This window comes from Mycobacterium sp. NGS26, assembly GCF_059813025.1.
Window position 1 is genome coordinate 321,803 of sequence record NZ_JCALDU010000003.1, and the last position, 14,725, is coordinate 336,527.

11 protein-coding genes and 1 pseudogene are annotated in these 14,725 nt (G+C 68.1%); 8 read left to right on the forward strand and 4 right to left on the reverse strand.

Annotation, left to right across the window (positions count from 1 at the left end; all coding sequences use genetic code 11):
- Positions 1 to 3: 3 nt before the first annotated feature.
- The 8 genes and pseudogenes from AC5Y6X_RS12475 to AC5Y6X_RS12510 form a co-directional block, all read left to right on the forward strand.
- Positions 4 to 855, forward strand: a pseudogene (locus tag AC5Y6X_RS12475) (SDR family oxidoreductase); the annotation flags it as partial.
- Entirely contained in the window at positions 852 to 2,066 is a 1,215-nt protein-coding gene (locus AC5Y6X_RS12480) for an acetyl-CoA C-acetyltransferase (protein WP_499986739.1), read from the forward strand. The pseudogene AC5Y6X_RS12475 and the gene AC5Y6X_RS12480, both read left to right, overlap by 4 nt.
- Before the next feature lie 5 nt (positions 2,067 to 2,071).
- Entirely contained in the window at positions 2,072 to 4,228 is a 2,157-nt protein-coding gene (locus AC5Y6X_RS12485) for a 3-hydroxyacyl-CoA dehydrogenase NAD-binding domain-containing protein (protein WP_499986740.1), read from the forward strand.
- Positions 4,225 to 5,043: an alpha/beta fold hydrolase gene (locus tag AC5Y6X_RS12490; RefSeq protein WP_499986741.1), complete on the forward strand. Its 819-nt coding sequence runs from the start codon at positions 4,225 to 4,227 to the stop codon at positions 5,041 to 5,043. The genes AC5Y6X_RS12485 and AC5Y6X_RS12490 overlap by 4 nt, the downstream gene beginning before the upstream one ends.
- Before the next feature lie 2 nt (positions 5,044 to 5,045).
- The gene (locus tag AC5Y6X_RS12495) at positions 5,046 to 6,821 is read left to right on the forward strand and encodes an AMP-dependent synthetase/ligase (protein ID WP_499986742.1); all 1,776 of its coding nucleotides are present in this window, start codon (positions 5,046 to 5,048) and stop codon (positions 6,819 to 6,821) included.
- Between the two features lie 120 nt (positions 6,822 to 6,941).
- Entirely contained in the window at positions 6,942 to 8,390 is a 1,449-nt protein-coding gene (locus tag AC5Y6X_RS12500) for an FAD-dependent oxidoreductase (RefSeq protein WP_499986743.1), read from the forward strand.
- A gap of 53 nt (positions 8,391 to 8,443) precedes the next feature.
- Complete coding sequence (locus tag AC5Y6X_RS12505) at positions 8,444 to 8,725, forward strand: type II toxin-antitoxin system RelE/ParE family toxin (protein WP_499986744.1); 282 nt, start codon at positions 8,444 to 8,446, stop codon at positions 8,723 to 8,725.
- 14 nt (positions 8,726 to 8,739) lie between these two features.
- A complete protein-coding gene (locus AC5Y6X_RS12510) occupies positions 8,740 to 9,027 on the forward strand; it encodes a HigA family addiction module antitoxin (protein WP_499986745.1) in 288 nt (95 codons plus the stop codon).
- 104 nt (positions 9,028 to 9,131) lie between these two features.
- Here AC5Y6X_RS12510 and AC5Y6X_RS12515 read toward each other — a convergent pair whose 3' ends face one another.
- The 4 genes from AC5Y6X_RS12515 to AC5Y6X_RS12530 form a co-directional block, all read right to left on the reverse strand.
- Positions 9,132 to 11,957, reverse strand: a complete 2,826-nt coding sequence (locus AC5Y6X_RS12515) for an MMPL/RND family transporter (protein ID WP_499986746.1) — start codon at positions 11,955 to 11,957, stop codon at positions 9,132 to 9,134.
- Entirely contained in the window at positions 11,954 to 12,352 is a 399-nt protein-coding gene (locus AC5Y6X_RS12520; RefSeq protein ID WP_324680970.1) for an MmpS family transport accessory protein, read from the reverse strand. Before AC5Y6X_RS12520 ends, AC5Y6X_RS12515 begins: the two co-directional genes overlap by 4 nt.
- Before the next feature lie 154 nt (positions 12,353 to 12,506).
- Positions 12,507 to 12,935, reverse strand: coding sequence for a hypothetical protein (locus tag AC5Y6X_RS12525; RefSeq protein ID WP_499986748.1), 429 nt, complete (start codon positions 12,933 to 12,935; stop codon positions 12,507 to 12,509).
- Between the two features lie 68 nt (positions 12,936 to 13,003).
- Positions 13,004 to 14,641: a (2,3-dihydroxybenzoyl)adenylate synthase gene (locus AC5Y6X_RS12530; protein WP_499986749.1), complete on the reverse strand. Its 1,638-nt coding sequence runs from the start codon at positions 14,639 to 14,641 to the stop codon at positions 13,004 to 13,006.
- Positions 14,642 to 14,725: the final 84 nt, after the last annotated feature.

Sequence of the window (14,725 nt, forward strand, 5' to 3'; positions counted from 1 at the left end):
ACAGTCGAACTCGCAGGCAAAGTTGTTGCGATCACCGGTGGTGCGCGCGGCATCGGGCGCGCGACGGCCGAGGCGTTCCTCGCCAGGGGTGCCAAAGTCGCCATCGGCGACCTCGACGCCGACCTCGCGCACACCGCGGCCGCGGCCCTCGCGGCGAACGCCGGTGCGCGGGTGGTGGGCCTTCCCCTCGACGTGATCGACAGCGACTCGTTCGCGCGGTTCCTGGAGACCGCCGAGACCGAGCTCGGCCCGCTCGACGTACTGGTCAACAACGCGGGCATCATGCCGACCGGCCCCTTCCTCGACGAGGAGCAGAAGACGACCGACCGCCTGATCGACATCAACGTGCATGGCGTGCTGAACGGTTCGCGGCTGGCCGGCCGGCGGTTCGTCACGCGCGGGCGCGGCCACATCGTCAACGTCGCGTCGGTGGCGGGCATCCACGCGGAGCCCGGCATGGCGACCTACTGCGGCACCAAGCACTTCGTCGTCGGCTTCACCGTGGCGCTGTACCGCGAATTGCGCGAGCAGGGCGTAAGCGTGACCTGCGTGTTGCCCGGAATCATCAACACCGAATTGTCGGCCGGCAGCAAGGTTCCCGGGTGGGCCAAGCCGATCGCGACGGCGGAACCGGAAGACGTCGCGCGCGGAATCGTCGCAGCCGTCGGGAAGAACCGTGTCGCGGCGACCGTGCCCGCGTCGATGGGTGCGCTGCTCAAGACGCTGTCGTTGTTGCCGCCCCGGGCCCGGTTCGCGGTCGCCCACGCGACGCGATTCGACCGGGTGGTGGCCGGGGCCGACGCCGCGACGCGGGCCGCATATCACGCTCGTCTGGCGGAACAGGCCAACCGATGACCACCGAAGCGTTTGTCTACGAGGCGATCCGCACGCCACGGGGTAAGGGCAAGAGCACCGGCGCGCTGCACACGATCAAGCCGATCGACCTCGTCGTCGGGCTGATCGGCGAGCTGCGCAGCCGGTTCCCGAACCTGGACGAGGACCGCGTCTCCGACGTGGTGCTCGGCGTCGTCACCCCGATCGGCGACCAGGGCATGGACATCGCCCGCACCGCGGTCAACGTCGCCGGCTTGCCCGACACCGTCGGCGGCGTGCAGGTGAACAGGTTCTGCGGCTCGGGCCTGGAGTCGGTCAACATCGCCGCGAAGGGCGTGCGTTCGGGTTTCGACGAGTTGGTCATCGCCGGCGGCGTCGAGTCGATGTCGCGGGTGGAGATGGGCAGCGATCGCGGCGCGATGGCCCACGACCCGGCTACCGCCTACGACAACTACTTCATCCCGCAGGGCGTGGCCGCGGATCTGCTGGCCACCATCGCGGGCTACACCCGCGACGACGTCGACGCCTACGCGGTGCGCTCGCAGGAGCGCGCCGCGGCGGCGTGGTCGGGCGGGTGCTTTGCGAAATCGGTTGTGCCGGTGCGTGACATCAACGGGCTGACGGTCCTCGACCACGACGAGCACATGCGCCCGGGAACCACGGCCGAGGACCTGGCGAAACTGCAGCCCGCGTTCGCGGGGATCGGCGAGTTCGGCGGGTTCGACGCGGTGGCGCGGCAGCGCTACCACTTCGTCGAGACCATCGACCATGTCCACACCAGCGGTAACAGCTCCGGCATCGTCGACGGCGCCGCGCTGGTGCTGGTCGGCAACGAAGGCGCCGGCAAGGCGTCGGGCCTGGTGCCCCGCGCCCGGATCGTCTCCGCGGCGACCAGCGGCGCCGACCCGGTGCTGATGTTCGAGGGCCCGATCCCCGCGGTGCGCAAGGCATTGGCGACCGCCGGCCTGACCATCGACGACATCGACGTGTTCGAGATGAACGAAGCCTTCGGGGCCATCGCGATCAAGGTCCAACGGGAGTTCGGCGTGCCCGACGAGAAGTACAACGTCAACGGGGGCGCCATCGCCATGGGCCACCCGCTCGGGGCCACCGGCGCCATGCTGCTCGGCACCGTCGTCGACGAGCTCGAACGCCGCGACGGCCGCTACGGGCTGATCACGCTGTGTGTCGCCGGCGGCATGGGCGTCGCCACCATCGTCGAAAGGCTCTGAACATCATGACCGACAACATCATTCGTTGGGAGCGCGACGCCGACGGGATCGTCGTGCTCACCATCGACGACCCGAGCGGCAGCGCCAACACCGTCAACGAGGCCTACCTCGCGTCGATGCGGTCGACGGTCGACCGGCTCGAAGCCGAGATCGACGACGTCACCGGGGTGGTGCTCACCTCCGCGAAGAAAACCTTCTTCGCCGGCATGGACCTGAACCTGCTGCTGGACGTGGGTCCCGACGACGCGCGGCAGATCATGGACACCGCAACGGAGTTCAAGCGCGACATCCGCCGGCTGGAGCGGCTCGGCAGGCCGGTCGTCGCGGCGATCAACGGGGCGGCGCTCGGCGGCGGCCTGGAGATCGCGCTGGCCACTCACCACCGGATCGCCGTCGATTCACCCGGTGTGCAGATCGGACTGCCCGAGGTCAAGCTGGGATTGCTGCCGGGCGGTGGCGGTGTCGTGCGCACGGTGCGGATGTTCGGCATCCAGCGCGCGCTGATGGAGATCCTGTTGCAGGGCAACGCCTACCGGCCCGCCAAGGCGAAGCGGGTCGGCCTCGTCGACGAGCTGGTCGGCGGCATCGACGAATTGATTCCCGCGGCAAAGGCGTGGATCGCGGCCAACCCCGACCGCAACAGGCAGCCGTGGGACGTCGAGGGATACCAGATCCCGGGCGGCACACCGTCGACGCCGACGTTCGCGGCGGCCCTGCCGGCGTTCCCGGCCAACCTGCGCAAGCAGATCAAGGGCACCAACATGCCGGCGCCGCGCGCGATCATGGCCGCCGCGGTGGAGGGTGCGCAGGTTGACTTCGCCAATGCCGAGCTCATCGAGTCGCGCTACCTGACCAGCCTGGTCATCGGCCCGGTGGCCAAGAACATGATCCGGGCGTTCTTCTTCGACCTGCAGAAGGTGCAAGGCGGCGGATCGCGTCCGGCCGGCATCGCGAAACGCGAGATCCGCAAGGTCGGCATCGTCGGCGCGGGCATGATGGGGGCCGGAATCGCCTACGTCACCGCCAAAGCGGGCATCGACGTTGTGCTCAAGGACGTCTCGCTCGAGGCCGCGCTGAAGGGCAAGGCCCACTCCGAGCGGCTCGAGGCGGGGGCAGTGGCGAAAGGGCGCACCACCGAACAGAAGTCGAAGGCGTTGCTTGCCCGAATACATCCGACTGGCGACGTCGCGGATTTCGCGGGCGTCGACCTCGTCGTCGAAGCGGTCTTCGAGGATCCGGCGTTGAAGCACAAAGTCTTCGGCGAGATCGAAGACATGGTCGAGCCCGACGCCCTGCTCGGCTCCAACACCTCGACACTGCCCATCACCACGCTGGCCGCCGGGGTGAAGCGGCGGGAGGACTTCATCGGGATCCACTTCTTCTCTCCGGTCGACAAGATGGCCCCGATCGAGATCATTCGCGGCGAGAAGACCTCGGACGAGGCGGTCGCCCGGGCCGTCGACTACGCACTCGCGCTCAAGAAATACCCGATCGTCGTCAACGACAGCCGTGGCTTCTTCACCTCCCGGGTGTTCGCCACGTTCCTGCACGAGGCGTGCGCCATGCTCGCGGAGGGCGTCGACCCGGCGACCATCGAGCAGGCCGGCCACCAGGCCGGCTACCCGGCGGCGCCGCTGCAACTGGCCGACGAGCTGAACTTCACCACCATGCGCACGATCCAGCAGGAGGTGGTCACCGGCCTGGCCGCCGAGGGCAAGAAGCCGACCGAGGCCGGCGAGGTCGCGCTGCAGGTGCTCGAGACGATGATCGAGAAGCACCGCCGCACAGGCAAACTCGGCGGCGCCGGGTTCTACGACTACGAGGTCGGCAGGCGCACCCGGATCTGGCCCGGGCTGCGGTCGGTGTTCGGCAGCAGGCCGCAGCTGGAGGCTCCATTCCAGGACCTCATCGACCGGCTCACGTTCATCCAGGCGATCGAGACGCAGCGGGTGTTCGACGACGGCGTCATGGACTCGGACGCCGACGCGAACATCGGCTCGATCTTCGCCATCGGCTACCCGGCATGGACCGGGGGTGTCCGCCGGTTCGTCGACGGCTACGCCGGCGGACGGTGCGCGTTCGTGCGGCGCGCCGACGAGCTCGCCGCACGCTACGGTTCGCGATTCGTCGTTCCCGACACCTTGCGAAGGGACGCGGCATGAGCGAGTGGCATCGAATCGATTGCGGCACAGGCGAACCCCTCGTACTGTTGCATGGCGGCGGCGCATCGGTGCGCAGCTGGGAACCGGTCATCGACCTACTGGCCGCCCGGCGCCGCGTGCTCGCCTTCGACTTTCCCGGCTTCGGGCTGACCCCGGCGGTGCCCGGCGTGGAACCCACCATGGACTGGGCGATGGAGCAGTTGGCCGCCCAACTGACTCGCCTGGGCATTCCGACACCGGTCGACATGGCGGGCAACTCGATGGGTGGCTGGATGGCGCTGGAGGCCGCCAAACGCGGACTGGCGCGCTCCGTCGTCGCCCTTGCGCCCGCCGGTCTGTGGGCGACCCGCATGCCGTTGCTGACCCGCGCGCAGTTCGCCCTCGGGCTGGGCGCCGGCCGGCTGTGCCAGACACCGGCGCGGCGGCTGTTCGAGCGCCGGTCGGTGCGCTGCGCGGCGCTGTCGCTGGTCTTCCGGCACCCGGGACGGATCGCGGCCGAGGACGCCATCGAGTTACTGGACACCCTGCACCGGTCCGCCCCGACGCTGCGCAAAGTCCTGCGGGTGGGCAGACGGACCCGGTTCGAGGGCGGGCAGGGCGTCACGGTGCCGGTCACCGTCGCGTTCGGCACCCATGACCGCATGGTGCGGGCCCGCAGCATGCGGTGCACCGACCAACTGCCGCCGCACACGACACACGTCACCCTTGCGGACTGCGGCCACGCGCCGATGTGGGATGACCCGGACCTGGTCACCCGCACCATCCTCGACGGCATCGGTGACCCGGTGCGACACAACGAAGTCGAGGCGGGGTAGCCATGACGCAGACAACCGTGGGCGTTTTGTCGACGCTGTGCGCGGCGTTTCAGCGCACCGCGGCGCAGCAGCCCGACGCCGTCGCGCTGCGCACCGCCGACGGCACCGTCGAGATCACCTGGCGCCAGTACGCCGAACGGGTGCGAAGGATCGCCGCGGGACTGGCGAATCTCGGTGTCGGCCCCGGCGACACGGTCGCGCTGATGATGACCAACCGCCCCGAGTTCCACCTGTGCGACACCGCGGCCTTTCATCTGGGTGCCGCACCGTTCTCGGTGTACAACACCAACCCGCCGGAGACGATCGGCTACCAGTTCGACAACGCCGACAACCGGGTGGTGATCTGCGAGCGGCGATTCCTGCCGCTGATCCGGGCGGCCAGGGAGCTCGGCGGCAAGGTGGAGCACGTCGTGTGCGTCGACGGCCGACCCGACGGCACGATCGGCCTGGGACAGATCGAGGACCGTCCGGCCCCGGGCTTCGACTTCGACGCGGTCTGGCGAGCGGTGCGCCGCGACGACCTGCTGACGATCGTGTACACGTCGGGTACCACCGGCCCGCCGAAGGGGGTGGAGCTCACCCATGCCAACGTCCTCGCGAACGCGGCGCTGGCGGCGGAATTCGGCGGCCTCGATCACTCGGACACCGTCGTGTCCTACCTCCCGGATGCGCACGCCGCCAACCGGCTTTTCGTGCACTACCAAAACCACCTGCACGGAATGCAGATCACGACCGTCCCCGAGGTGGCCCGGGTGCTCGAGGTCCTCACCCGGGTCAACCCCACCGCGTTCCTCGGCGTCCCTCGGGTGTGGGTCAAGGTCAAGGCGGGCGTCGAGGCGGCCATCGCCGACCAGCACCCGCTCAAGCGGCGGCTGACCGACTGGGCGATGCGAGTCGGGCGCGGGCGCGTCATGTTGAACGGCCGCTCGCCCAGCGTCGTCGATGAATTGCGGTATGCGCTCGCCGATCGCCTTGTGCTGTCAAAGATTCGAGCCGGGCTGGGGCTGGGCAACGCGCGCGTCCTGATCACCGGCGCCGCGCCGATCCCGCGCGACGTCCACGAGTTCATCCTCGGGCTGGGCCTGCCGCTGTGCGAAGGCTACGGCATGTCGGAGTTCCCGATCGCCATCGCGTTCACCCGGCCCAACCAGGTCAAGGTCGGAACCGTCGGCGCGGCGGCCCCGGGCGTCCAGCTGCGCATCGCCCCGGACGGTGAGGTGCTCGCGCGCGGGGTTCCCGCCATGCGCGGCTATCGGAAGGATCCCGAAAAGACCGCGGAGACAATCGATCCCGATGGCTTTGTGCACACCGGCGACATCGGGACGATCGACCGCGACGGCCGCCTGACCATCATCGATCGCAAGAAGGAGATCATCATCAACGCGGCGGGCAAGAACATGTCGCCGGCCAACATCGAGAACGCGGTCACGGCCAACTGCGCGCTGGTCGGGGCTGTCGCGGTGATCGGCGAACAGCGTCCGTACAACACCGCATTGATCACCTTGGACGCCGAGGCCGCGGCCCGGTTCGCGGCCAGGCACGGGCTCGCCGACGGCTCGGTCGCCGCCCTGGCCGCCGATCCGGTCGTGCGCGCGGAAATCGAAAGGGGCGTCGCAGCCGCAAACGCCAAACTCTCGCGGGTCGAGCAGATCAAGCGGTTCACGATCCTGCCCGACACGTGGGAACCCGGCGGCGACTTCTACACGCCGACAGCCAAACTCAAGCGCAAACCGATCGCCGCCGCCTATGCCGAGCGGATCGAGGCCATGTACGCCTAACGCCGCACCTCGGGCGGGTAACGGTCCGGGCACGTTTCGGTCACCCCGCGACACGTCATGCGGCGTCGCGGTTGCCGTGGTCGAGAATGCGGAACATGACGCAATCGCGGGAGCCCGACGATGGCGCGTGAGATCTCGCGGCAGGCGTTTCTGCGGGGCGCCGCCGGGGCGTTGGCCGCCGGCGCGGTTCTTTCGTCGGGCCGAATCGGTTCGATGCGGGCCGTCGCGGCTCCGAATCCCACTGGCTGGGAAGGGCTTTCGACCGCCCTCGGCGGGGAGGTGTTGCTGCCGGGCAGTCCGCAATTCGCGGGGGCCAAGCAGGTTTTCAACACCAACTACAACGGCTTCACGCCGGCGGCGGTCGTCACCCCGAAATCGGCGGCGGACGTGCAAAAGGCGATGGCGTTCGCCGCCGCCAACAACCTCAAGGTCGCCCCGCGCAGCGGCGGGCACTCCTATATCGGGGCGTCGACGGCGAACGGCGCCATGGTGCTCGACCTGCGCCAACTGCCCGGTGACGCGCACTACGACGCCGCCACCGGGCAGGTCACGGTGACGCCGGCCACGAGCCTGTACACGATGCACCGCACGCTGGCCGCGGCCGGCCGGGGGGTTCCGACGGGGACCTGCCCGTCGGTCGGTGCCGCGGGGCACGCCCTGGGCGGCGGCATGGGCGCCCAATCCCGGCATGCGGGCCTGCTGTCCGACCAGTTGACGTCGGCGCAGGTGGTGCTGCCCAGCGGCCAGGCGGTCACCGCGTCCGCGGCCAGCAACCCCGACCTGTTCTGGGCGCTGCGCGGCGGCGGTGGCGGCAACTTCGGCGTGACGACCGCGCTGACCTTCGCCACGTTCCCCACCAGGGACGTCGACGTCGTGAACCTCAACTTCCCGCCGCAGTCGTTCGCGCAGGTGCTGGTCGGTTGGCAGAACTGGCTGCGCACCGCCGACCGCAACAGCTGGGCGCTGGCCGACGCCACCGTCGACGGGATGGGCACGCACTGCCGAATCCTGGCCACCTGCCCCGCGGGGTCGGGAAACAACGCGGCGGCCGCCATCACCCAGGCGGTGGGAATGCAACCGTCCGGCACCGAGACCCACACGTTCAACTACATGGACCTGGTGAACTACCTCGCCGTCGGAAACCTCAACCCGTCGCCGCTCGGGTACGTCGGCGGGTCCGATGTCTTTCCCACCGTCAACGCGGCCGTCGCGCAGGGCATCGCCGCGGCGGTCAACGCCTTTCCCCGCAACGCGGGCCGCATGTTGGCGATCATGCACGCGCTCGACGGGGCGCTGGCCAGCGTGGCGCCGGACGCGACGGCGTTTCCGTGGCGCCGGCAGTCCGCGCTGGTGCAGTGGTACGTGGAAACCGGCGACCCGGCGGCCGCGACCAGCTGGCTGAACACGGCGCATCAAGCGGTGCAACAGTATTCGGTGGGCGGGTATGTGAACTACATCGAGGCCAACCAGCCGCCGTCACGCTACTTCGGCCCGAACCTGCCCCGGCTGGTCGCCGTGCGGCAGAAGTACGACCCCGGCCGAATCATGTTCTCGGGCCTGAATTTCTAGGCGGCATGTGATAACGCTTTACGTTAATAATGTTTGGCGTTATCATTGGTCGAGTGATTCGCTCGTTCCGGGACAAGGACACCGAGGCGATCTGGCAGCGCCGCTACGTCAGGAAACTCAGTCCGGAACTCAGCAAACTCGCATACAACAAGCTCGTTCTCATCAACGCTGCCGAGAGCATTAACGACCTGCGGGTGCCCCCAGGCAACCGACTCGAGAAGCTGGCCGGCAACCGTGCCGGGCAATACAGCATCCGCGTCAACGACCAGTGGCGCATCTGCTTCACGTGGAGTTCCAGCGGCGCCGGGAACATCGAACTCGTCGACTATCACTAGAAAGGGCAAACACAATGGCAGACTTCGCACCGACCCACCCCGGCGAGATCCTTAAGGCCGAATTCCTTGATCCGCTTGGTATCTCGCAGTACCGGATTGCAAAGGCGATCGACGTGCCGCCGCGCCGTATCAACGAAATCGTGCATGGCAAGCGCGGCATCAGCGCCGACACGGCCTTGCGGCTCTCCCGCGCGCTCGGACTGAGCGACATGTTCTGGATCAACATGCAGGCTCACTACGATGCCGAAATCGCCCGTGAACAGCTGGCGGGGCAACTGGCCACCATTGATCGCATCGCGTAATCCGCGGCCGACCAACAGGTGGTCTTGATTTGTGCTAGCGCCGGTGATAGTGCAAATGGGAATCACCGCATGGCCGGCTGACGGTACTCACGTGGCAGGTGTGACTATCCATGCGGCAGCGGGCGCGAACGCACCAGCGTGGGCCACCAGAACCACGGCCCGAGGATCCTGACGATGCAGGGCACCACGAACGAACGCACGATCAGCGTGTCCAGCAGCAGGCCGATGCACACCGTCGAACCAACCTGGCCGACGGTCCGCAGGTCGCTGGTGAGCATCGCCAGCATCGTGAACGCGAACACCAATCCCGCGGACGTCACCACACCCCCGGTGCTGCCCAGCGCGCGGATGAGACCGGTGTTCAACCCGGCGTGCAGCTCGTCCTTGACCCGGACGATCAACAGCAGGTTGTAGTCCGACCCCACCGCCACCAGGATGATGAACGTCAGCGGCAGCACCAACCAGTGCAGCGGCAGGCCGATGAGGTGTTGCCAGACGAGGATGGCGAGGCCGAACGCCCCGGCGTAGGAGAACGCGACGGTGCCCGGAATCACCAAGGCGGCCATCAGACTTCGCGTGAGGAACAACATGATCAAGAAGATCAGCACGAACGCGGCGATCGCCACGATGAGCAGATCGGACGCCGCGTATTCCTTGATGTCCTTGTCGTTCGACCCCGACCCGCCGATGTAGACCCGGGCGCCGGCCAACGACGTCTCCTTCAGCGCCGTGGTGATCGCGGTGGGGAACTGGTCGACGTGCTGCACCCCTTCGGGTCCCATGGCGTTGCCCTCGTGGGTGACGATGAACCGGGCGGCCCTGCCGTCGGGCGACATCATCAGCTGCATACCGGTTTTGACGTCGTCGTTGTCGAAACCCTCGTGCGGGATGTAGAAGAAGTCGTCGCTGCGGGACCGGTCGAAGTCGAGTCCGACATTGACCAGGTCGTCGAATGTCTGGTCCGTCGCCGTCGACTGCAGGGCCGACTGGCCGTAGCTGCTGACCAACAGGGCGGCCAATGCCTCCGAGTCGTCGGCCGTGAGCTTCAGCTGGGTTATCACCTGCGGCAGCAGCCGATCCACGGCCTCGAGGGACGTCTTAGCGTCGTTGATGTCGGCGGCCAGGTGGTCGATGTTGTCCAACCCGTCGAACAGCGACCTGAATGCCCAGCAGATGGGGATGTCGAAACAGTGCTTCTCCCAATAGAAGTAGCTCTTGACGGGCCGGAAGAAATCGTCGACGTTCGCGATCTCCTGGTTCATCTCGTCAGTGATCTTCTGCAGGTCCTCGACGGTGAGGACCGTCTTGTGCAACTCGTCGGACATGCCCTGGAAGAAGACGATCTCCTTGCGCAACACCGCGACGGTGTGCTGCGTTATCTGTGCCTGCTGGTCGGTATTGGCGTTCTGCTGCTTGGTGAACGGGAGCTGTTGGCCGTTCCCGCTGCCCTGCGTGGTGAACAGGTAGGGCAGGGTGGCATGTTCCAGGGGCCGGCCCAGGGGCCTGGTGATGCTTTGCACCATCGCGACGCCGGGAAGGCGAATGAGGCTCTTGGCCACCCGGTCCAGCGAGATGAAGTCGGCCGAGTTCCGCATGTCGTGATCGGTCTCGATCATCAGCATCTCGGAGAACAGCTTGCTCTTCGGGAAGTGCCGATCGGCCGCCGCGAAACCCCGGTTGGCGGGGGCGTTGTGGGGCTGGTAGGCGCGGTCGTCGTAGTTCTGCCGGTACGTCGGCACGAAGATCGCCCCGAGCAGGACGGCCGCGGCGCTGGCCGTGAGGATCGGCACCGGCCACCGCACCACGCTGGTCCCGATCCGCCGATACAGCTGCGCCTTGGCCTTGCGCCTGGGGTCGAAGAGCCCGAACAGGCTGCCCACGGTCAATATCGCCGGCCCGAGCGTCAGCGCCGCCGCGATGGTGAACAGCATGGCGATGCCGACGGCGGGCCCCATGGTGTGAAAGTAGTTGAGCCGCGCGAAGGTCAGGCAGTAGCACGCGCCCGCGATCGTCAGCCCCGAGCCGACGATGATCGGCGTGACGCCCTTGTACGCGATGTAAAACGCATCCTCCCGGCTTTCGCCGGCCTGTCGCGCCTCGTGATAGCGGCCCATCAGGAATATGCCGTAATCGGTCCCCGCGCCCAGGGTCAGCGCGACGACGATGTTCACGGCGAACGACGAGAGCTCGATGTAGCCCAGGTGCCCGAGGGTTGCGATGACGCCCTTGGACACCAGCATCTCGATCAGGACCCCGAGGAGGGGCACCAGCAGGGTGCTGATCGAGCGGTACACCAGGAGCAACATCGTGACGATGAGGATGATCGTCACGATGGTGATGTTGTTCAGGCTCGAATTGGCGATGGCCACGGTGTCCGACGCCAGCGGGGCCGCGCCGCTGACGTAGACCTTGAGCCCGGGCGGCGCGGGGTCCTTCGCGACGATGTCGCGCACGGCGTTGACGGAATAGTTTGCCTCCATTTGGCCGATGTCGCCCGCGAGGCGCAGCAGCACGTACGCGGCCCTGCCGTCGACGCTCTGCGCTCCCGCCGCGGTGATCGGCTTGCCCCACAGGTCCATGACGTACTGCACGTGCTTGGGGTCGCGCTTCAGCCGGCGCACCAGGTCGTCGTAATAGCGATGGTCCACGTCGCCCAGCGGCCGGTCGGCCTCCAGCACGAGCATCGTCAGATTGGTCGAATTGGATTCGTGGAACTTCTCGCCGATGCGCAGCAGCGCCCGCTGCGACGGCGCGTAGTGCGGGACCATCGGCCCCGCAAGTTCTTCCGCGACCCTCTCGACCTGCGGCATGAACGTGTTGGTCGACACGGCCAGCAGCGCCCAGAAGGCGATGATGGGTATCGCGAGGACGCGAACCATGCGGGGGATGAACGGTCGCTGGGGCCGCCGTTCGATCATGGGCTCGCTCATGCGGACTTCACCCTGCACATGACGTGCGCGTCCCCGTGACTATCGGACTGCTCGTCGCGGACAACGCCGTTCACCAGCATCCGGCAACCGAGTTGACCGCCGTGCACCTGCGCCGAGATGCTGCCGGACACCACGGTGAGCGTGGTCGTTTCCGTGTGCGACCACGGCAGGGTCGTCAGATTGACCTGATGCGGATGCCCGTCGATGTCGAGGTAGACGAGCATTCCCCCGTCGCCGGGGGACCCGAACAACTCATACGTGAGCTGTTTGGGAGTGGTTTGCTCGGGCGCCGCCGGGCCATTGACCGTGATGACGGGCGGGGGAGCGGAGAACTGGTGCACCTTCCACATGCACACCGCGCCCACCCCGACCGCGACGACGGCGACCAACGGCATCCAGATTCGCGCCAGGACAGTCCTGCCGGCCGAACGAGGGCTCACCCGACCACCTCCCCGCCGAGGTCCCGAGACCTCGTGTTTTCGCTCTGCCGACGCTCATGCAAGTGCAAATAGTAGACGGTCCTGTGCCCAATGGACACCCTCGGGTGGGTCAGGACATCTTCCGCAGGAGCCTTTTCAGCCGCGCGCTGCGCAGAATCTGAGCGGTGAAGTTGATGGAGGCCAACATCGGGAACACGCCGAGAAACGTCCGCTCCGAGGGCGTCGCTCCGTGCAGGTGGTAGAGGCTGCCGAACACGTAGAAGCAGCCCACCATGAACAGGGCACCGGGGATGCACAGCGCCATCGGGGAGCTACGGGCGGCGACGACCCGTCGCGCAAAGTCCAACTCGTCGGCGGACATCGGTTCGCGGTTGCGCACCTTTTTCGTCACCGCCGTGGCGCTGCCGATCTCTTCGCCGATCGGGGTGGTCGGCCGGTCGCCCAGCCGTTTGACGAACACCGCGGCGACGGCCACGAACACCAGCGCCAGCGCAAGGGAAAGCAGCGTCAGAAAACCCCACAACCCGGACTCCACCATCGCGCTCCTTCGTCCCGCCGTCGAACGTAGCACCACGCACCGGGCGGGCGCACGACGTCAGTCAGCGGTCAGTCGGCGCCGACGATCTGGCGGGCGATCGCCCTCTTGTCGACCTTGCCGATGGGCGTGGTGGGCAGCGACGGCAGCGCGACCAGCATGTCGGGCCGGGCGTGGGCGGCCACGCCGCGCCGGTCGAGGTGGGCGTTCAGCTCCGCCAGGCTGACCGGTTCGCCGTTGAACACGACGGCGGCGCAGATCTTTTCGCCCAGGTAGGGATCGGGCAGCGGCACGGCCGCGGCCGAGAAGATCGCCGCGTGGCTGACCATCTGCTCCTCGAGGTCGGCGGCGGCGATGGTTTCGCCGCCGCGACAGATGACGTCCTTGACCCGGCCGGTGACCACCAGGTAGCCGTCTGCGCGGCGGCGGACGAGGTCGCCGCTGCGGAAGAAACCGTCGGGATCGAAGCAGCGCTCGTTGTCGCGCTCGGCGCGGAAGTAGCCGTTGAACGTGTACGGTCCGCGCACCAGCAGCTCGCCCTCGTCGCCGGGCGCGCCCGCGGCGTCGACGATGCGCAACTCGTCACCCGCGCACAGCGGCCGGCCCTGGGTGTGGTCGACGACTTCCGGCGGATCGTCCAGGCGGGTGTAGTTGAGCAGCCCCTCCGCCATCCCGAACACCTGCTGCAGGCCCGGGGTCAGCGTTTCGCGCACCCGTCGGGCATCCTCGGGTTCCAGCTTGGACCCGCCAACCTGCAAGAGGCGCAACGTTTTCGGTGTCACCGGCTCCCAGTCACAGGCCTGCGCCCACAGCTTCGCCAGCGCCGGCACCACGGCGGTGACCGTGACGCCGTGCCGGTCGATCGCGGCGAAGGCGGCCTCCGGGCTGGGGTCGGTGCCGAACACGGTGGCAGCGCCCACCGTCATCGCGCCGAGCAGGCCCGGACAGGCCAGCGGAAAGTTGTGGCCCGCGGAAAGAACCGCCAAATAGACGTCGTCGGCGGTGAGCCGGCAGACCTCGGCGCTGGTGGTCGCGTTGAACACGTAGTCGTTGTGGGTGCGGGGGATGAGCTTGGGCAGGCCGGTGGTGCCACCCGAAACCAGCAGCAGGGCAGGCGATTCCGGGTCGACGGGCGGTGCCGGCGAGGGGGCGGCCGATTCGCACAGTTGCGCCCACGAGACGAACGGCCCCGGGTCGCCGTCGACGATGACGTGCTTCAGCGCGGGGTTGTCCCCGGCGAGGTCGCGCGCCATCGCCCGGTAGTCGAAACCGCTTGCGGTGTCGGCGATCAACAGCCCGCTGGCCTCGCCGAGGGCGGCGAAGTGCGCCAATTCGGCGGCCCGATGACCGGGCAGGCACATCACCGGGATCGCCCCCGCGCGCAACAGCCCGAACAGCGCCACCGCGAACTGGCAGCCGTTGGGCAGCTGCAGCAGGACCCGATCGCCCGGCGCGATCCCCAGGCCGCGCAGGCCCGCCGCGGCGCGGTCGGCCCGCTCGTCGAGTTCGGCGTAGCTGAGTCGCGCACCCGGCAGCGCATCGAGCACGGCGAGCCGGTCGGGCCAGCGCCGCGCCGCACGGGTGAGGATCGTGTCCACGGCCTGGCCCGTCCAATACCCGGCCGCCCGGTACACGGCGGCTCGATCGGCGGGAAACGGCACGAATCCGTCCGGGCCTCCCGCCGCCGGTTGCGCGGTGTCTGCGGGCATCGGACTCCTTAGAAGGGGGCGTGGTAGCGGCGACCCGGTGATCGAGGATAGGGTACCCAAAGAAATTAGGGCAGCCTTTGCTAA

Excerpts from the sequence above, each read along its gene's own strand:
- AC5Y6X_RS12490 (WP_499986741.1), top strand. The coding sequence starts at position 4,225 with ATGAGCGAGTGGCATCGAATCGATTGCGGCACAGGCGAACCCCTCGTA.
- AC5Y6X_RS12515 (WP_499986746.1), bottom strand. The coding sequence starts at position 11,957 with ATGAGCGAGCCCATGATCGAACGGCGGCCCCAGCGACCGTTCATCCCC.
- AC5Y6X_RS12480 (WP_499986739.1), top strand. The coding sequence starts at position 852 with ATGACCACCGAAGCGTTTGTCTACGAGGCGATCCGCACGCCACGGGGT.
- AC5Y6X_RS12500 (WP_499986743.1), top strand. The coding sequence starts at position 6,942 with ATGGCGCGTGAGATCTCGCGGCAGGCGTTTCTGCGGGGCGCCGCCGGG.
- AC5Y6X_RS12495 (WP_499986742.1), top strand. The coding sequence starts at position 5,046 with ATGACGCAGACAACCGTGGGCGTTTTGTCGACGCTGTGCGCGGCGTTT.
- AC5Y6X_RS12530 (WP_499986749.1), bottom strand. The coding sequence starts at position 14,641 with ATGCCCGCAGACACCGCGCAACCGGCGGCGGGAGGCCCGGACGGATTC.
- AC5Y6X_RS12485 (WP_499986740.1), top strand. The coding sequence starts at position 2,072 with ATGACCGACAACATCATTCGTTGGGAGCGCGACGCCGACGGGATCGTC.
- AC5Y6X_RS12510 (WP_499986745.1), top strand. The coding sequence starts at position 8,740 with ATGGCAGACTTCGCACCGACCCACCCCGGCGAGATCCTTAAGGCCGAA.
- AC5Y6X_RS12520 (WP_324680970.1), bottom strand. The coding sequence starts at position 12,352 with ATGCCGTTGGTCGCCGTCGTCGCGGTCGGGGTGGGCGCGGTGTGCATG.
- AC5Y6X_RS12525 (WP_499986748.1), bottom strand. The coding sequence starts at position 12,935 with ATGGTGGAGTCCGGGTTGTGGGGTTTTCTGACGCTGCTTTCCCTTGCG.